Raw genomic sequence first — 18,287 nt, forward strand, 5'->3', positions numbered from 1 at the left:
TCCCCTCATCTTCAACGGAGGCAGCTGATGCGCGCGAGACGCACCATCCAGGCCGTCGACTCCCACACCGAGGGCATGCCGACGCGTGTCGTGACCGGCGGCGTCGGCCTCATCCCCGGTGCCACGATGAACGACCGCCGCCTGTACGCCATGGAGCACCTCGACGGACTTCGCGGCTTCCTGATGGACGAGCCCCGCGGCCACGCCGCGATGTCCGGAGTCCTGCTGCAGCCACCGGCCCGAGATGACGCGGACTGGGGCATCGTGTTCATCGAGGCGTCCGGTTTCCTGCCGATGTGCGGCCACGGGACCATCGGCGCGGCCACGGTGCTGGTGGAGACCGGCATGGTCGAGGTCACCGAGCCGATCACCGAGATCCGCCTCGAGGTGCCCGCCGGTCTCGTGATCGCCCGGGTCCGAGTCGAGGACGGCCGTGCGGTCGACGTGACGATCGAGAACGTCCCGAGCTTCGTCGACCGGCTCGACGAGCGCATCGAGGTGCCCGGCATCGGCGAGATCACCTACTCCGTCGCCTTCGGCGGGAACTACTACGCCCTGGTCGATCTCGATCAGGTCGGGCTGCCGTTCGACCGCGCCCGCAAGGACGACATCCTCGAGGCGGGGCTGCGGATCATGGATGCCATCAACACTCAGGCGCCGCCGAAGCATCCGCAGATCCAGGGAACGGACCACGTCCACCACGTGGAGTTCATCGCCCCCGGATCGGATGCCGTGCGCTCGCGCCACGCAATGGCCATCCACCCGGGATGGTTCGACCGCTCGCCCTGCGGAACCGGGACCAGCGCGCGCATGGCAGAGCTGCACGCACGCGGCGAGCTCGCCCTCGACACCCCGTTCGTGAACGAGTCCTTCATCGGCACGGAGTTCACCGGCCGGCTTGTGGGGGAGACCACCGTGGGCGACCGTCCTGCGGTCATCCCGACGATCACCGGACGAGCCTGGATCACCGGCCTCGGGCAGTACCTGCTCGACGAGAACGACCCGTTCCCCGAGGGATTCGTCTTCTGAGGAGAGAGACATGACAGACAACGACAACACCGTCGACGACGTCGCGGCCAGGGCGGCGGCAGCTGGCCGCGCCTTCGCCAGGACCAGTCCGCGCGAGCGCGGCGCCGCGCTCGTCGCCGTGGCCGACGCCCTCGACGCCGCAGGCGCGGAGCTGATCGCCGTCGCCATGCGCGAGACCGGACTCGGCGAGGCGCGCCTGGCCGGGGAGCTGCGCCGCACCACCTGGCAGCTGCGCCTGTTCGCCGACACCATCGTCGACGGCTCCTACCTCGACGCCCGCATCGACCTCCCCGACCCCGACTACGTCATCGGCCCGCGGCCCGACGTGCGGCGGATGCTCGAGCCGGTGGGGCCCGTGCTGAACTTCGCGGCGTCGAACTTCCCGTTCGCCTTCTCCGTGGCGGGCGGCGACTCCGCGGCCGCGCTCGCCGCGGGCTGCCCCGTCGTCGTGAAGGCCCACTCCGGGCACCCCGAGCTGTCACGGCGCACAGCCGGGATCGTCGCCGGTGCGCTGCGCGACGCCGGCATGCCCGACGGGGTGTTCCAGCTCGTCTCCGGACAGGAGAACGGCACCGCGCTGCTCAGGGACGAGCGCATCCGCGCCGGCGCGTTCACGGGTTCCACGCACGTGGGGCGGATGCTGGCGGACATCGCGGCATCCCGGCCGACGCCGATCCCGTTCTACGGCGAGCTCGGCAGCGTCAACCCGGTGTACGCCACGTATGCCGACGCCGCGCTGCTCGACGGTTTCGTCGCGTCGGTGTCCGGTTCGGCGGGTCAGCTGTGCACCAAGCCCGGCTTCCTCTTCGTGCCGGAGGAGTCGGATCTGAGCCCCGTCGCGGACGCCGCCGGCGCGGTGCCGGAGCATCGGCTGCTCAACCCGGGCATCGGTCGCGCCTTCGTGCAGCGCCGGGAGGATGTCCTGGAGGCGGATGACGTCACCGTCCTGTCCCGGGGCGAGGTGCGCGTCGACGATGCCGGTCAGACCTACGCGACGCCGACGGTCGTCGCCGTCGACGTCGACACGCTGATCGCCCACCGCGAGGCGCTCCTGGAGGAGTCCTTCGGCCCGCTCTCGGTGATCGTGCGCTACGCGGACCGTGCAGCCCTCCCCGAGCTGCATGCCTCGCTCTTCCCCGGCAACCTCACCTCGACGGTGCAGGCGCGGCCCGAGGAGCTCGCAGACGGATCGCTCTCCGCGCTCGTCGACGCCCTCGCCGAGACGAGCGGCCGCGTGCTGTTCGGCGGCTGGCCGACCGGCGTCGCGGTGACGCCCGCCATGCAGCACGGCGGGCCGTACCCGGCGACGACCACCGACGCGACCAGCGTCGGCACGGCGGGGATCACGCGCTTCCTGCGTGGGGTCGCCTACCAGAACGCTCCGCAGGAGCTTCTGCCGGCGCCGCTGCGCGACGACAACCCGTGGGAGGTGCCGCAGCGGCGCAGCGAACCCGGAGGCTCGACGTCGTGGGGATCCTTCGCGCGCTGAGAGCCTCTGCCGGCGGCGCCGCTGAGGGCGCCGCCGGCACCCCGGCAAGGGGCACGATGAGGGAGAAGCGCCTTCGCTAGACTGCGAGCAGTGACACGGGGTGCCGCATCCGCGGCTGAGAACAGACCCGTCGAACCTGATCTAGTTCGTACTAGCGAAGGGATGTCGCAATGAGCGATCTTCTGCGTCTGGAATCCGCCCCCGCCGTCGTCGAGAACCCCTCTTTCGAGGGGGACGTCCGACGCCCGCCGGTCGTCGCCGTGCCGCGCGTGCTCAGCATCGCCGGCAGCGATCCGTCCGGAGGCGCGGGGGTACAGGCGGACCTGAAGTCGATCGCCGCGAACGGCGGCTACGGCATGGCGGTGATCACCGCACTCACCGCGCAGAACACTCAGGGGGTGCGAGCCGTGCACGTGCCGCCGGCCGAGTTCCTCCGTGCGCAGCTCGATGCGATCTCCGAGGACATCGTCGTCGACGCCGTGAAGATCGGGATGCTGGCGAACGCCGAGGTCATCCGGACCGTGGACGCGTGGCTGGCTGCGGTGCGACCTCCGGTCGTCGTGATCGACCCGGTCATGGTCGCCACCAGCGGCGACCGGCTGCTCGACGCCGAGGCGGAGGGCGCGCTGGCCGAGCTGCTCCGGCGAGCGGACATCGTGACGCCGAACCTCGCCGAGCTCGCCGTGCTCGCCGGGCGCCCGGTGGACGGCTGGGACGATGCGCTCGCCGCGGCCGAGGAGCTGTCGGCCGCGGCGGGCGCCGGCGTGCTCGTCAAGGGCGGGCACCTCACCGGCGATGAGGCCCCCGACGCGCTCGTCGACGCGGTGCGGGGCCTGCGCCGGGTGTTCCCCGGCTCGCGCATCGACACGACCGCCACCCACGGCACCGGATGCTCGCTGTCCTCCGCGCTCGCCACCCGCCTCGTGGCAGGGGAGGAGCCCGCGACGGCGGTCGCCGCCGCCCGTGCCTGGCTGCGCGAGTCGCTGCGGGGCGCCGACGGTCTCCGCGTCGGCGGCGGCCACGGTCCGGTGAGCCACTTCGCCGGGCTGTGGGAGCGCGGCGGCCTCGGCACCCGCCCCCTCCCGGAGGAGATCGCGGCCGAGTGGTGGGAGGCGATAGCCGGCATCCGCTCCGCCATCGACGAGCTGCCGTTCATCCGCGCGCTCGCCGACGGCAGCCTCGAGCGCGAGCCGTTCCTCTTCTACCTCGCGCAGGACGCGCTGTACCTCCGCGACTACGCGCGCGTGCTCGCCGAGGCCGCGCGGCTGGCGCCGACCTCCGCGGAGCAGGCGTTCTGGGCGCAGGCCGCGCACGGTTCCATCGTCGGCGAGCTCGAGCTGCACGCGTCCTGGCTGACCCCGGAGCACGGCGTCACGGACGAGACGTTCGCGGCCGACCCGTCTGCCGTGACCACGGCCTACCTCGACCACCTGCGCTCCGTCGCCTTCGGCGGCGACTACGCGGTGCTCGGCGCGGCGCTCCTGCCGTGCTTCTGGCTGTACACCGACCTCGGCCGGCGCCTGCACGCCGGCGACTTCGGCGCGTACGCCCGCGACCCCGAGCATCCGTACGCGTCCTGGCTCGCCACGTATGCCGACCCTGCCTTCGAACTGGCCAACGACACCGCGATCAGGTACGTCGCCGAGGCGGCCGCCGTCGCGACGCCCGAGGCCAGGGACCGGATGCGGCGCGCCTTCGAGGCCTCCAGCGCCCACGAGCTCGCCTTCTTCGCGATCCCGCTCTGAGCGCCGGTCACGGTGCCGATTTGCGGCGGCCGCGACCTCCGCGCTATGGTCGCGGCATGCCTTCGGCCGTCACCGCCATCGAGACGCTGGTTCCCAGCGTCATCGTCGTGCGCCGACGCCGCGGCGGCCGCCGATTCTAGGCGACCCCGCGCTCCTGCCTGCACACGCACGGCGGTCGAGTGCCGGTGTCGCCGCCCCGGCCCCCGACCTCAGCGTTTCGACATGCGTCCGCGTCTCGAAAAGCACGACCGTTAAGGTAGAAGCATGACGTATACCGTCGCCGTCTCCGGCGCATCCGGCTACGCCGGCGGGGAGATCCTGCGCCTCCTCGCCGATCATCCCGACATCGAGATCCGCACCGTCACGGCGCACTCGAATGCCGGGCAGAAGCTCATCGAGCACCAGCCGCACCTGCGATCGCTGGCGCATCTGACACTGCAGGAGACGACACCGGAGATCCTCTCCGGCCACGACATCGTGTTCCTCGCGCTCCCGCACGGTCAGTCCGGGCAGTACACGGATGCGCTCGGTGACGCCCCTCTCGTGATCGACGCCGGCGCCGACCACCGGCTCACCTCGAAGGACTCGTGGGACGCGTTCTACGGCGGCGACTTCCACGAGCCGTGGGCCTACGGCGTGCCGGAGCTGCTCGTCGGCGGCCGCAAGCAGCGCGAGAACCTCCGCGGCGCCACGCGGATCGCCGCCCCCGGCTGCAACGCCTCGACCGTGAGTCTCAGCCTCGCGCCCGGCGTCGCCGCCGGCGTGATCGACCCGTCCGACATCGTCTCCGTGCTCGCCGTCGGCCCGTCGGGCGCCGGCAAGAGCCTGAAGGCGAACCTCCTCGCCAGCGAGATCCTCGGCAGCGCGAACCCCTACGCCGTCGGCGGCACCCACCGGCACATCCCGGAGATCCGCCAGGCGCTCGCGGCCGCATCCGGCGCCTCGGCCGACGGCATCCGGATCTCCTTCACTCCCGTGATCGTTCCGATGTCCCGCGGCATCCTCGCCACGTCGACCGCCCCGATCGCCGAGGGCGCGACCGATGCGCAGATCCGCGAGGCATGGGAGAGCGCCTACGGCGACGAGGCCTTCGTGCAGCTGCTCCCGGCCGGCCACTTCCCCCGCACGGCCGACGTGATCGGCGCGAACACCGCGCTGATCGGCCTCGCGATCGACCGGGCCGCGAACCGCGTCACGGTCGTCACCGCGGTCGACAACCTCGTCAAGGGCACGGCCGGTGCCGCCATCCAGTCCATGAACATCGCGCTCGGCCTCCCCGAGACCCGCGCCCTCTCAGTGAACGGAGTCGCCCCGTGAGCGTCACCGCCCCCGCAGGATTCGAGGCGGCCGGAGTCGCCGCCGGACTCAAGTCCACCGGCAAGCCCGACGTGGCCGTCGTCGTCAACCGCGGGCCGCGCAAGGTCGGTGCCGCCGTCTTCACCAGCAACCGCGCCAAGGCGAACCCGATCATCTGGTCGCAGCAGGCGGTGGCCGACCGCGTGGTGGAGGCCGTGGTGCTGAACTCCGGCGGGGCGAACTGCTTCACCGGCAGTTTCGGCTTCCAGACGACGCATCAGACCGCTGAGAAGGCCGCGGAGCTCCTCGGCATCAGCGCGGGCGACGTGCTGGTCTGCTCCACGGGGCTCATCGGCACGGGCGACGAGGTCTTCCGCGGGAAGGTGCTGGCCGGCACGGCGCAGGCCATCGCGGAGCTCAGCGCCGACGGCGGCGACAGCGCCGCTCAGGCCATCATGACCACCGACACCGTGCCGAAGACAGCGGTGATCAGCCGGGACGGCTGGACCATCGGCGGCATGGCCAAGGGCGCGGGCATGCTCGCCCCCGGGCTGGCCACGATGCTGGTCGTCCTCACCACGGATGCGGTGCTCGAGCCCCTCGAGGCCGATGCGGCCCTGCGCCGGGCGACCGGCCGGACCTTCGACCGCCTCGACTCCGACGGCTGCATGTCCACGAACGACCAGGTGACTCTGCTCGCCAACGGCGCCTCCGAGATCGCGCCCGACTTGGAGGTGTTCGCCGATGCGCTCGCCGAGCTCTGCCAGGAGCTCGCGGTCAAGCTGCAGGGCGATGCGGAGGGCGCGAGCCACGACATCACCATCGAGGTGCAGCACGCCGTGTCCGAGAAGGATGCCGTCGAGGTCGGCCGGTCGGTGGCCCGCAACAACCTCTTCAAGGCGGCGATCTTCGGCAACGACCCGAACTGGGGCCGGGTGCTCGCCGCGATCGGCACCACGAGCGCGCAGTTCGACCCCTACGACGTCGACGTGTGGATGAACGGCGTGCGCGTCTGCAGCGAGGGCGGCCCCGACCGCCCGCGCGAGGAGGTCGACCTCACCCCGCGCGCCACGCACCTGCTCATCGACCTGAAGGTCGGCGAGGCCACGGCGACGATCCTCACGAACGACCTCACCCACGACTACGTGCACGAGAACAGCGCCTACGCCTCATGACCGATCTCCAGGACACCACCCCCGACGTCGCCGCCGCGAAGGCCTCGACGCTCATCGAGTCCCTCCCGTGGCTGAAGAAGTTCCGCGACCAGATCGTCGTGGTCAAGTACGGCGGCAACGCCATGGTCTCCGACGAGCTGCAGGAGGCGTTCGCGCAGGACATCGCCTACCTCCGCTACGTCGGCGTGCAGCCGGTCGTCGTGCACGGCGGCGGCCCGCAGATCTCCGACATGCTGGGGCGGCTCGACATCCCGAGCGAGTTCAAGGGCGGGTACCGCGTCACCACGACCGAGGCCATCGGCGTCGTCCGCATGGTGCTCACCGGGCAGGTCAACCCGCAGCTCGTGTCGAAGATCAACTCGCACGGTCCCATCGCCACCGGCCTGAGCGGCGAGGACGCCGGACTCTTCGGCGGACGCCGGCGCGGTGTCGTCGTCGACGGGGAGGAGATCGACCTCGGCCGCGTCGGAGACGTGGTGCAGGTCGACCCGACCGCCGTGCTCGACCATCTCGCGGCCGGGCGGGTGCCCGTGATCTCCTCGATCGCCCCGGATCTCGACCACCCTGGGCAGTCGCTCAACGTGAACGCGGATGCCGCGGCCGCCGCCCTCGCGGTGGCGCTGGGGGCGCGCAAGCTCGTGATCCTCACGGACGTGCCGGGGCTGTACGCCGACTGGCCGAACCGCGACTCGCTCGTGTCCCACCTCACCTCGGAGGAGCTCGTCGGGATGCTGCCGAGCCTGGAGTCCGGCATGATCCCGAAGATGCGGGCCTGTCTGGATGCGATCGAGGGCGGCGTGGACGCCGCGGCGATCATCGACGGACGGGTGCCGCACTCGGTGCTCGTGGAGCTCTTCACCAGCAAGGGAATCGGAACAGAAGTGGTCATGGGAAGCGCAGGGACGAAAGCATGAGCGACTGGCAGGATGACGCGGCGAGCCATCTGATCCTCAACGCGGGGCCCCGCCTCGCGATGCTCACGCGCGGCGAAGGGTCCTATCTCTGGGATTCCGAGGGCCGCCGTCTCCTCGACTTCCTCGCCGGGATCGCGGTGACCTCGCTCGGCCATGCGCACCCGGTGTTCGTCGAGGCCGTCTCGCGTCAGGCCGCGACGCTCGCGCACGTGTCGAACTACTTCGCGACGCCTCCGCAGCTGGCGCTCGCCGCCCGGCTGAAGCGCCTCGCCGGCGCCGGCATCGACGGCAGGGTGTTCTTCTCGAACTCCGGGGCCGAGGCGAACGAGGCCGCGTTCAAGCTCGCCCGCCTCCACGGAGGCAGCGCGAAGCCGCGCATCATCGCCCTCGAGAACGGCTTCCACGGCCGCACGATGGGCTCCCTCGCGATGACGGCGAAGGAGTCGATGCGTGCGCCCTTCGAGCCGATGCCCGGGGGAGTCGAGCACATCCCGGCGACCGTCGAGGCGCTCGAGGCGTCGATCGACGACCGCGTGGCCGCGGTCATCGTCGAGCCCATCCAGGGCGAGGCGGGCGTCGTCGAACTGCCTGAGGGCTACCTCGCCGCGGCACGGGCGCTCACCCTCAAGCACGGGGCGCTGCTCATCGTCGACGAGATCCAGACCGGCGCCGGCCGCACCGGAGCATGGTTCGGGTTCAGCCACGAGGGGATCACGCCCGACGCCATCACCCTCGCGAAGGGCATCGGCGGCGGCTTCCCGATCGGCGCCCTCGTCACGTACGGCGCCGCCAGCGCGCTGTTCACGCCCGGCTCGCACGGTTCGACCTTCGGCGGCAACCCGCTGGCGACGGCTGTCGCCGACGCGGTGCTCGCGGAGATCGAGCACGCCGGCCTCGTCGACAACGCCGCACGTCGCGGCGAGCAGCTGCGCGAGGTCATCGCGGGCATCGACTCGCCGCTCATCGACGGCGTCCGCGGGCGCGGCCTGCTCATCGGCGTCGGGCTGTCCGCCCCTGTGGCAGGGGAGATCGTGGCCGCCGCCCAGCAGCGGGGCCTCATCGTCAACGCCGCGAACCCCGAGACCGTGCGCATCGCGCCGGCCCTCACCATCGGCGATGCCGAGATCGCGGAGTTCCGCGACCTGTTCAGCGGCGCGCTCGCCGACGTCCAGGCATCCCTCATCGACTCCGGAAAGGCCCACGCATGACCCGCCACCTGCTGCGCGACGACGACCTGACCCCCGCCGAGCAGGCGGAGATCCTCGACCTCGCCCTGGAGCTGAAGAAGGACCGCTGGGCGAACAAGGCGCTGGCCGGTCCGCAGACCGTCGCCGTCATCTTCGACAAGTCGTCGACGCGCACCCGTGTCTCCTTCGCGGTCGGCATCGCCGACCTCGGCGGCTCGCCCCTGATCATCTCGACCGCCAACAGCCAGCTCGGCGGCAAGGAGACCCCCTCCGACACCGCACGGGTGCTGGAGCGCCAGGTCGCCGCCATCGTCTGGCGCACCTATGCGCAGGCCGGTCTCGAGGAGATGGCGGAGGGCACCAGGGTGCCGGTCATCAACGCGCTCTCCGATGACTTCCACCCCTGCCAGCTGCTCGCCGACCTGCTCACCATCCGCGAGCACAAGGGCGATCTGAAGGGCCTCACGCTGACCTTCTTCGGAGACGCGCAGAGCAACATGGCGCACTCGTACGCGCTGGCCGGGGTCACTGCCGGGATGCACGTGCGGATGGCCTCGCCCGTCGACTACGCGCCTCGTGCCGACGTCGTCGAGGCGGCCGACCTCCGCGCCGCCGAGACCGGCGGATCGATCACGCTCTACACCGACCCCGTCGAGGCGGCGGCCGGAGCCGACGTCATCGTCACCGACACCTGGGTGTCGATGGGCAAGGAGGAGGAGAAGATCGCGCGCATCCGCGACCTCGGCGGCTACAAGGTCACCCCGGAGATCATGAGCATGGCGGCCCCCGAGGCGATCTTCATCCACTGCCTCCCCGCCGACCGCGGCTACGAGGTGGACTCGGAGGTCATCGACGGTCCGCAGAGCGTCGTCTGGGACGAGGCGGAGAACCGCCTGCACGCGCAGAAGGCCCTCCTGGTCTGGCTGCTCGACAAGAACGAGAAGGTCGCCTGATGACCACCGCCAAGAACGAGGGCACGAACGAGGGAGCCCTGTGGGGCGCGCGGTTCGCCAGCGGGCCGTCGCCGGAGCTCGCCGCACTCAGCCGGTCGACGCATTTCGACTGGATCCTCGCGCCGTACGACATCGCCGGGTCCCACGCGCACGCGAAGGCCCTTGCCGCGGCCGGCTACCTGGAGCCGGACGAGGCCGCACGGATGCACGCGGGTCTGGACGCCGTGGCCCGCAAGGTCGCGGAGGGCGCGATCGTGCCGCTCGAGAGCGACGAGGACGTCCACGGCGCCCTCGAGCAGGCGCTCATCGCCGAGCTCGGCCCGGAGCTCGGCGGACGTCTGCGCGCCGGCCGGAGCCGCAACGACCAGATCGCCACGCTCGTGCGCATGTACCTGATCGATCACGCCCGCGTGATCGCGCGCGACATCCTGCGCGTGATCGATGCACTCGTGGCGCAGGCGGAGGCGCACCCCGATGCGATCCTGCCGGGCCGCACGCACCTGCAGCACGCCCAGCCGGTGCTGCTGGCGCACCATCTCCAGGCCCACGGCTGGCCGCTGGTGCGCGAGCTCGAGCGTCTCGTCGACTGGCGCCGTCGCGCCGGAGTGTCGCCGTACGGCGGGGGAGCCCTCGCCGGCTCCACGCTCGGCCTGGACCCGGCGCTGGTCGCCACCGAGCTCGGCCTCGACCGCCCCGCGGAGAACTCTCTCGACGGCACGGCCGCCCGTGACGTCGTCGCCGAGTTCGCCTTCATCACGGCGATGACCGGTGTCGACCTCTCGCGCCTGGCCGAGGAGATCATCCTCTGGAACACCCGCGAGTTCGGCTTCGTCACTCTGCACGACAGCTACTCGACCGGGTCGAGCATCATGCCGCAGAAGAAGAACCCCGACATCGCCGAGCTCGCGCGCGGCAAGTCGGGCCGCCTCATCGGCAACCTCTCCGGACTGCTCGCGACGCTCAAGGGCCTCCCGCTCGCGTACAACCGCGATCTGCAGGAGGACAAGGAGCCGGTCTTCGATTCGGTGCAGACCCTCGAGGTCGTGCTCCCCGCGTTCGCCGGCATGGTCGCGACGCTGCGGTTCGACACGCAGCGGATGGCCGCGCTGGCCCCGCAGGGCTTCTCGCTCGCGACGGACGTCGCCGAGTGGCTGGTGAAGCGCCGGGTGCCGTTCCGCGATGCCCACGAGATCTCCGGAGCCCTCGTCCGGGCCTGCGAGGAGCGCGGGATCGGACTGGAGGATGCCACCGACGAGCTGCTGCGCTCGGTGTCGGAGCACCTCGTCCCGGAGGTGCGCGAGGTGCTCACGATCGAGGGATCCGTGGCGTCGCGCACCGGTGCGGGTGGCACGGCGCCGCAGCGGGTCGCCGAGCAGCGCGCCGAGCTCGTCGCGCGGGCTCAGGCCGCGGCGCACGCCCTCGGCCTGTAGTCCCGCCCGTCCCGTGACGATTCGCGGAGCCCGTGACGGTTCACGGACGCTTCGGCGGCGTTCCTTCCGCTGATCGTCATCGGCTCCGTGAATCGTCATCGGTTCCGACGCAGGGCGGCGATGATCGCCTCCTGCACGGCCGGCCAGCCGTGCACGATCTGCGCGTAGTCGAACCGGAGCGTCTCGTAACCGAGACGCGAGGCAGCGGCATCCCGGATGCGGTCCCGATGCCGGTGCGCCGGCGACCCGTGGTTCTCTTCGCCGTCGGCTTCGAGGATCAGGCGCTTCGCGATGACGAAGTCGACCCGTCCGACGCCCTCGATCATGACTTGGCAGTCGAGACGGATGCCGAGCAGATGCAGTCGCAGCCGCAGCAGCGACTCGAGTCCGCTGTCGGCATCCGGACGTGCGAGGTCGATGAGCCATCGGGCCGTCCGCGGCAATGCGTTTCGGATGCGCGCCCTGGCGTCGCGGGAGAGCCTGCTCCGTCGCCACGCCGATTCGTAGGCGGCGAAGAACGCTTCGTCCCCGGCACAGCGGTACAGATGCAGGAGCGCGGCCTCGATGGATGCCGCGCCGAGCGGCGGACGCCCCCGGTAGTGGTGCGAGACGCACCGGCAACCGGGATGGCGGAGCGGATGCCGGTGCGCGCCCATCCAGACGTGCGGACGATCGTCAGCGGAAAGCACCCAGATGCCCGCCTCTCGCAGCGCACTGACGCAGGTGAGGGCTCCGCCGTGCTCGACGGCGGTGCGCCGTTCGCCGGACAGCCCGACGGCGAAAACGCCGTCGCGGACACGGTCGATCGTCCCGCGCTTCACGTCGGCGGCGAGGGATTGGCGGGTGAAGCCGAGCCCCTGGAGAGTGGTTCCTCTGGCGATGCCGCCGAGACGGCTGATCGTGTCCTTCGCTGACAGCATCCGCCCAGTCTCCGACGAGGGAGAGAGTGCGCCGTGCCGTCGGATGCCGATTGTGGAGAGTTCCGCCGGTCCTCCGGCTGTGGAGGAGAGGTCGGTTCGTGACGATCTGCGGAGCCGATGACGATTCACGGACGTTCCCGCGTCGTACTCTCCGCTGATCGTCGCCGGCTCCGTGAACCGTCGCCCGCGGCACCGGAGCCCGAGCGACGGACACGTCACTCAGTGGAGTGCCGTGTCCGCGGCGGACCTCGTCCAGCGGGTGAACCGCACGACGAGTCCCTGCCGGGTCGGGGCGGCGAGGAACGGGCCGGCGGATGCCGCGGCGTCGCCGTCGAACGGCGCGACGCGCACGAGCCGCCATTCGCCGTCGTCGGCGCGGGCGCGCACGATCACGGCATCCGCCCACCGGCTCACGCGCACGGTGATCTCGCTCCCATGCCAGTCGTCGACCCAGCCGACCGACCAGTCCGAACTCGCATCGGTGACGACGGCGCCGAGACCGAGGTGCCCGTCGGCGTATTCGACGCCGGCCTTGATCCAGTGCTCGTCGTCGACCCGCACGAACACGCCCGCCTGATCGAACTGCCCGTCCCACGGCGCGCGGAACGAGACCTCCATGGCCTCGCCGACCGCGAGCGGTGCGAGGAGGGCGTGCTCGGTGTCGTGCACGAAGCCGTATGCGGTGCGCCGCCAGGCGTCGCTGCCCTCGACGGCGGTGACATCGAGGGCAGTGGCTGCGGAGACGAAGGCGGCGGGAGGGTTCGTCCACGTCCCCGCTGTCCAGTCGATGATGTTCGATTCAGGCATGAATCCAGACTATAGACAAATAGGGCATAACAAAAGAGTTATTCATGATATGGTTATCGCCATGGTCATCGCAGTGCTCGCCGACATCGTGGGGTCTCGCCGGCTCGACGATCGCACGGCCGCGCAGCACATCCTCGACAGCACCATCGCCGCGGTCGAGGCGGAGGCCCCCCTGGCCGTCCGGCCGCTCACCCCGACGGTCGGCGACGAGCAGCAGGGGGTGTACCGCGATCTCGGTGAGGCGCTGACCTCCCTGCTGATGATCCAGCTGCGGCTGCCGGACGGCATCGCCTTCCGCTTCGGGATCGGCGTCGGCGAGGTCCGCGCGGTGGATTCCGTGCACGGCGAGCTCGCCGACGGCCCCGGCTGGTACGCGGCGCGCGCGGCGATCGAGACCGTGCACGACCGCGAGGGGCGCGCCGTGCCGCGCACGCGCACCTGGATTGTCGGAGCCCCGGGGCAGGATGAGGTCATGGAGACCACGATCGCGGCATCCAACGCCTACCTCCTCGTGCGAGACGAGCTCGTCGGAGCGATGAGCGAGCGCGAGCGCCGGCTCACTTACGGGCGTCTCGTCGGCCGCTCCCAGCAGGAGCTCGCGGCGGAGGAGGGCATCTCCCAGCCGAGCGTCTCCAAGTCCCTGAAGCGGGCGGGCACCGCCGCGATCATCGAGGGCGTCGCGGCCCTCAGGGGGGAATCGCGATGATCGTCGCCGGGTTCCTCCTCCTCGCCGTCGGCGCGGCCGACCTGGTGCGCCAGTTCGCCCCTCGGCGCTGGATCGGCTATCTCACCGTGGCCGTCATCCTGCTGCTGCTCGGCAGCGTCAGCGACGCGCTCCTCCCGATGCTCGCAGCGCTCGTCGTCGGCGCACTCTGGGTGTGGTGCATGCCCGCCGAGCGGATCGCCCCGCTGGGCTTCTGGCCCGCGGTGCTGCTCGGGATCGTCAGCGTCGGCGCCGTCGTGTGGATCGCGCCGCGCACGGAGGCCGGACTGGTCGGGGAGGTGTGGAGCCTGCGATCCCCGTTCGGAGATGTGTCCTTCGATCTCGCCATGCTCGTCCTCGGATCCGGCGTGTTCCTCCTCGAATCGGCGAACCTCGTCGTGCGTGCCGCCCTCGACGGCGAGCACACCTGGCGGCCTCTCGACCTCAACCGCACGCCCGGGGAGGAGCCGTCCGCAGACTCGTCCGCAGATGCCACGGTCCTCCCGCCCGCCGAGACCCCTCAGGCCGGGGCGGACGCCGCTCAGGCCGTGGCCGACCGCCGCAGCGGATTCAAGGGCGGTCGCCTCATCGGCCCCCTCGAGCGGATGCTGGTGCTGATCCTCACCCTCGCCGCGGCGTATCCCGTGCTCGCCGCGATGCTCGCGGCGAAGGGCATCGTGCGCTTCCCCGAGATCTCCCGCGACGGGGAGACCGGAGCGCGGGCGGAGTACTTCCTCGTCGGCAGCCTGGTCAGCTGGGTGATCGCGCTCGGCGCCGCCTTCCTGGTGTGGTGGGCGGCGCACAGCTGAGCCATCCGGCGCTGATAGCCTGGACCGCGTGTCAACTCCCGCTCTGACGACCGCAGCTCCGGCGATCGATCCCACGTTCGAGAACGTGTGGGACGAACTCGTGTGGCGCGGCCTCGTCCATGTGTCCACCGACCAGGAGGCGCTGCGCGCCCTGCTCGCGGGAGACCCGATCACGTATTACTGCGGGTTCGACCCGACGGCGCCGAGCCTGCATCTGGGCAACCTCGTGCAGCTGCTCACGCTGCGCCGCATCCAGCTCGCCGGTCACAAGCCCCTCGGCCTCGTCGGCGGATCGACCGGTCTCATCGGCGACCCGCGTCCCACGGCGGAGCGCACCCTGAACACGCGCGAGACGGTCGGCGAGTGGGTCGACCGCCTGCGCGCCCAGGTCGAGCGCTACCTGAGCTTCGACGGCGCCAATGCGGCGCGCATCGTCAACAACCTCGACTGGACTGCGCCCCTGTCGGCGATCGACTTCCTGCGCGAGATCGGCAAGCACTACCGGGTCGGCACGATGCTGAAGAAGGACGCGGTCGCCGCGCGCCTGAACTCCGATGCCGGCATCAGCTACACCGAGTTCAGCTACCAGATCCTGCAGGGGATGGACTTCCTCGAGCTGTACCGCCAGTACGACTGCGTCCTGCAGACCGGCGGCTCCGACCAGTGGGGCAATCTCACCAGCGGCACGGACCTCATCCACCGCGTCGAGGGCGTCTCGGTGCACGCGATCGGCACGCCGCTGATCACGAACAGCGACGGCACCAAGTTCGGCAAGAGCGAGGGCAACGCGATCTGGCTGGATGCCGAGATGTGCAGTCCCTACCGGATGTACCAGTTCTGGCTCGGCACCGCCGACGACGACGTGATCGACCGGCTGAAGGTGTTCACGTTCCTGACGCGCGCCGAGATCGAGGAGTACGCGAAGCTCGTCGAGACCGAGCCCTTCCGACGTGCCGCGCAGAAGCGCCTCGCTCTCGAGGTCGTCGCAACCGTGCACGGCATCGACGCGACGGCGGCGGTGATCGCGGCATCCGAGGCGCTGTTCGGCCAGGGCGACCTGACCGCGCTCGACGCGTCGACGCTGCGGACGGCACTCGAGGAGCTGCCGAACGCGACGGTCCCTGCCGGGACTCCGGTCGTCGAGGCGCTCGTCGCGACCGAGCTCGTGTCCAGCCTGTCCGAGGCGCGGCGCGCGATCGCCCAGGGCGGTGTGTCGCTCGACGGCGTGCGCGTCGAGGACGACACGGCCACGGTCGAGGGAGGACTGCCCGGGGGCGTGTCCGTGCTCCGCCGCGGCAAGAAGACCCTCGCCGGCGTGTTCGTCGGCTGATCCGAGCGGATGCCGTTCACCCCGAGTCACGCGCTGGTCGCGCTGCCCTTCGTGCGCACGCCGCTCGTGCCGGCGGCGATCGCGATCGGTGCGATGACGCCGGACCTGCCGCTGTTCGTCCGCGGCACGGCCCTCGACTACGGCTTCACGCACACGTACGCGAACGTGCTCTGGACGGCTCTCGCGGCGTTCGCGCTGTTCCTGGTGTGGCGGGTCGTGCTGCGGCCGGCGGTGCCGGAGCTGTCGCCGCGGTGGCTCGCGGCGCGGCTCCCCGCCGACTGGCGCTCCGGTGGCATGTCGGCGCTGCGCATGGCGGTGACCGGCGGGAGCCGCCTGTATCCGCTGATGCTCGCGGTGTCGCTCGTGCTCGGGGTGCTCTCGCACATCCTCTGGGACTCGTTCACGCATGAGGGCCGGTGGGGCGTCACCGCCGTGCCCGCGCTCGAGGAGTCGTGGGGACCGCTTCTCGGGTACAAGTGGCTGCAGCACGGCTCGAGTGCGATCGGGCTCACGATCATCGGGGTCTGGGCGATCGTCCGCGTGCTCCGGGCGACCCCGGCTGCGCGCACCGAGCAGACCCTGCCTGCCGGCGTGCGCATCGCCTGGTGGCTCTCGCTGCCGAGCATCCTGCTCACGTCCTGGCTGCTCGGCCTTGCGGCTTACGGACCGCTGACCGGCGACTTCACCGTGGCGCACCTGGGCTACCGGATGCTGCCGCCGGCGTGCGCGGTGTGGGGCGGGCTCACCCTCGTGCTCTGCCTCTCGCTGCCGCTGTTCCGGCGGAATCACCAGCGCGGCTGATCGCCTCCCCAGGGCCGGGGCGCCGCGAACTCGAGACCGGGGAGTGCAGGCCGCGCCGTCGTGACGGTCCGGCCTCCCACGTCGAAGACCGCCGTGTGCGGAGCGGGGTCGATCGTCCGCTCCGGTTCCGGATGCTCGCGCCGCGGCATCCCCAGCAGCTCCGCGGCGATGCGCCGCAGCGAGGTGCGCACCTGCCAGGTGCCGCCCTCGAGCCGGCGCCGCTCCAGAAGCGCGACGACGGATGCCGCCAGCAGGTATCCGGCGCTGTGGTCGAGCGCCTGCGCGGGGAGGGCGCCCGGCCGCTCGCCGTCCGGCGACTCGACGACCGCGATGCCGGACTCCGCCTGGACGAGGCTGTCGAAGCCCGCCCGGTCCGGATGCTCCGCACCCCAGGCGCTGAGTTCGGCGATCACGAGACCGGGATGCCGCGCGGCGAGGAGGTCGGGGGAGAGGCCGAGCGTTTCCAGCGATGACGGACGGTACCCGAGGACGACGACGTCGGCGGCGGACAGGAGGTCCGGCATGACGGCCGAGCGGGCATCGAGCAGGGCGGTGCGCTTGCCGTGACCGGTGTCGTCGTGCTGCCACACCGGCTCGGGGAGGTGCGGTGGATCGATCCGGAGCACGTCGGCGCCGAGCAGTGCCAGGGTGCGGGTGCACACCGGACCTGCGATGACGCGGGTGAGGTCGAGGATCCGGACACCGGTGAGTGGCAGCGCGTCGGGCGCGGAGCGGATGCCCCGCGACGAGGAGGCGTCTGTGCGGCGGACGTCGAGCAGGGGACCGCGACGGAGTGCCGCGTCGCGAGCGGGCACCTCGGAGGCGACGGCGACGGCGAGGCCTCCGGCGCCGGTGATCGCGGCGACGGCTTCCGCGGAGGTGCGCTCCGCCATCGCCTCGAGCATCCGATCGGCGACACGGATGCCGAGGCCGCGCAGCAGGCCTTCCGCGTGGTGCGGGTAGTTGCCGTGCGTGCGGACCCAGCCGTCGCGGGTGCGCCAGAACCCCGAGAGCGGAGACCACACCGAGGGCGCCTCGCCGCCGATCATCAGGAGACGGTCGCTGCGATAGACGAGCGCCACCCGGTCGGGGTCGGGCACGGTGCGGATGCCGGCGACCACGCAGACGGCACCGACGCTGGCCCACGCCAGGTCGCCGGTCGCGAGTCGTGACGGCAGCGGCACGGGATGCGGGGGAGCGGGGTGGTCTGTCGTGGCGCCGGACGCGGCGCCGAGCTCCCCGAGCACGCGCTCGAGCAGGTCGCGTGCAGCGTCAGCGGACGACGTCGAAGACATGCCAGCGATCGTACTCGCGAGGTCGATCTCGGCTGATTCGCTCCCTGGACTGGGGGAAACCCGTGATGGGCAGTCGCGACACGCCCGGGCGGGGTGCTTCGATTTGCCAGCCCCCCGGAATCCACGTAAGTTATTACCTGTTCGCCCCACAGGGAAGCGGAGAGGCCGAGAGCCTCACCCCCCTCAAGCGGAGAACCACTCCCGATTCCCCCTCACTTGTGAGAACAGACGCCTGCGTCTAGGATGGGAGATCCACCCCTTCTGCGGCCTGTCTCGGCTGCGCAGCGGATCTCAGATTCGCGCGGCGCGCCGATTTGACAAGCGAGAGAGGGTGGGTAAGATAGAGAAGTTGCCCTGCGGGCCTGGTTGTGATGGCTGGGTCGTGGGAGCATCCGATCCTTGAG

General features: G+C 71.3%; 16 protein-coding genes and 1 riboswitch. Of the genes, 13 read left to right on the forward strand and 3 right to left on the reverse strand.

The features are described from left to right. The first annotated feature begins 27 nt into the window (after positions 1-27). From G6G98_RS16910 to argH, 9 genes are all read left to right on the forward strand, one after another. Positions 28-1,029 carry a proline racemase family protein gene (locus tag G6G98_RS16910; protein WP_164234839.1) on the forward strand — a complete coding sequence of 334 codons (1,002 nt, stop codon included), beginning with the start codon at positions 28-30 and terminating at the stop codon, positions 1,027-1,029. 10 nt (positions 1,030-1,039) lie between these two features. Then, positions 1,040-2,518 (forward strand): aldehyde dehydrogenase (NADP(+)), encoded by a 1,479-nt coding sequence (locus tag G6G98_RS16915; RefSeq protein ID WP_164234838.1) that lies wholly within the window; start codon positions 1,040-1,042, stop codon positions 2,516-2,518. 86 nt (positions 2,519-2,604) lie between these two features. Beyond that, positions 2,605-2,698: riboswitch (TPP riboswitch) on the forward strand. After that, positions 2,689-4,263 carry a bifunctional hydroxymethylpyrimidine kinase/phosphomethylpyrimidine kinase gene (thiD, locus tag G6G98_RS16920; RefSeq protein WP_164234837.1) on the forward strand — a complete coding sequence of 525 codons (1,575 nt, stop codon included), beginning with the start codon at positions 2,689-2,691 and terminating at the stop codon, positions 4,261-4,263. It overlaps the preceding riboswitch by 10 nt. A gap of 264 nt (positions 4,264-4,527) precedes the next feature. Beyond that, a complete protein-coding gene (gene argC, locus G6G98_RS16925; protein ID WP_164234836.1) occupies positions 4,528-5,580 on the forward strand; it encodes an N-acetyl-gamma-glutamyl-phosphate reductase in 1,053 nt (350 codons plus the stop codon). Beyond that, positions 5,577-6,734: a bifunctional glutamate N-acetyltransferase/amino-acid acetyltransferase ArgJ gene (argJ, locus tag G6G98_RS16930; protein ID WP_067357415.1), complete on the forward strand. Its 1,158-nt coding sequence runs from the start codon at positions 5,577-5,579 to the stop codon at positions 6,732-6,734. Before argC ends, argJ begins: the two co-directional genes overlap by 4 nt. Beyond that, positions 6,731-7,648, forward strand: a complete 918-nt coding sequence (gene argB, locus G6G98_RS16935; protein WP_067357412.1) for an acetylglutamate kinase — start codon at positions 6,731-6,733, stop codon at positions 7,646-7,648. Before argJ ends, argB begins: the two co-directional genes overlap by 4 nt. Further along, positions 7,645-8,856, forward strand: coding sequence for an acetylornithine transaminase (locus G6G98_RS16940; protein ID WP_067357409.1), 1,212 nt, complete (start codon positions 7,645-7,647; stop codon positions 8,854-8,856). The genes argB and G6G98_RS16940 overlap by 4 nt, the downstream gene beginning before the upstream one ends. Further along, positions 8,853-9,788: an ornithine carbamoyltransferase gene (argF, locus tag G6G98_RS16945; RefSeq protein WP_067357406.1), complete on the forward strand. Its 936-nt coding sequence runs from the start codon at positions 8,853-8,855 to the stop codon at positions 9,786-9,788. The genes G6G98_RS16940 and argF overlap by 4 nt, the downstream gene beginning before the upstream one ends. Continuing rightward, the gene (gene argH / locus G6G98_RS16950) at positions 9,788-11,218 is read left to right on the forward strand and encodes an argininosuccinate lyase (RefSeq protein ID WP_067357402.1); all 1,431 of its coding nucleotides are present in this window, start codon (positions 9,788-9,790) and stop codon (positions 11,216-11,218) included. Before argF ends, argH begins: the two co-directional genes overlap by 1 nt. Before the next feature lie 95 nt (positions 11,219-11,313). Here the strand turns inward: argH and G6G98_RS16955 are convergent, their stop codons facing one another. Both G6G98_RS16955 and G6G98_RS16960 read right to left on the reverse strand, forming a co-directional pair. After that, on the reverse strand, positions 11,314-12,138 hold the full coding sequence (locus G6G98_RS16955) for an endonuclease domain-containing protein (RefSeq protein WP_084788472.1): 825 nt from the start codon (positions 12,136-12,138) through the stop codon (positions 11,314-11,316). A gap of 219 nt (positions 12,139-12,357) precedes the next feature. After that, the gene (locus G6G98_RS16960; protein WP_067357398.1) at positions 12,358-12,945 is read right to left on the reverse strand and encodes a DUF1349 domain-containing protein; all 588 of its coding nucleotides are present in this window, start codon (positions 12,943-12,945) and stop codon (positions 12,358-12,360) included. A 61-nt stretch (positions 12,946-13,006) separates the two neighbouring features. Here G6G98_RS16960 and G6G98_RS16965 point away from each other — a divergent pair, with 61 nt between their 5' ends. From G6G98_RS16965 to G6G98_RS16980, 4 genes are read left to right on the forward strand one after another with little or no spacing between them, the layout of a single operon-like run. Next, complete coding sequence (locus G6G98_RS16965) at positions 13,007-13,651, forward strand: SatD family protein (protein WP_067357394.1); 645 nt, start codon at positions 13,007-13,009, stop codon at positions 13,649-13,651. Beyond that, positions 13,648-14,457, forward strand: coding sequence for a hypothetical protein (locus G6G98_RS16970; RefSeq protein WP_067357391.1), 810 nt, complete (start codon positions 13,648-13,650; stop codon positions 14,455-14,457). The genes G6G98_RS16965 and G6G98_RS16970 overlap by 4 nt, the downstream gene beginning before the upstream one ends. Positions 14,458-14,485: 28 nt before the next feature. Continuing rightward, positions 14,486-15,787 (forward strand): tyrosine--tRNA ligase, encoded by a 1,302-nt coding sequence (tyrS, locus tag G6G98_RS16975; protein ID WP_208321531.1) that lies wholly within the window; start codon positions 14,486-14,488, stop codon positions 15,785-15,787. Positions 15,788-15,796: 9 nt separating this feature from the next. Continuing rightward, on the forward strand, positions 15,797-16,588 hold the full coding sequence (locus G6G98_RS16980) for a DUF4184 family protein (protein ID WP_067357385.1): 792 nt from the start codon (positions 15,797-15,799) through the stop codon (positions 16,586-16,588). Here G6G98_RS16980 and G6G98_RS16985 read toward each other — a convergent pair. Continuing rightward, positions 16,573-17,883: a CoA transferase gene (locus G6G98_RS16985; protein ID WP_166706149.1), complete on the reverse strand. Its 1,311-nt coding sequence runs from the start codon at positions 17,881-17,883 to the stop codon at positions 16,573-16,575. The two genes, G6G98_RS16980 and G6G98_RS16985, sit on opposite strands and share 16 nt — an antisense overlap. Positions 17,884-18,287 lie beyond the last annotated feature (404 nt).

The sequence above is a fragment of the Microbacterium hydrocarbonoxydans genome (assembly GCF_011752045.1).
Taxonomy (GTDB): Bacteria; Actinomycetota; Actinomycetes; order Actinomycetales; family Microbacteriaceae; genus Microbacterium.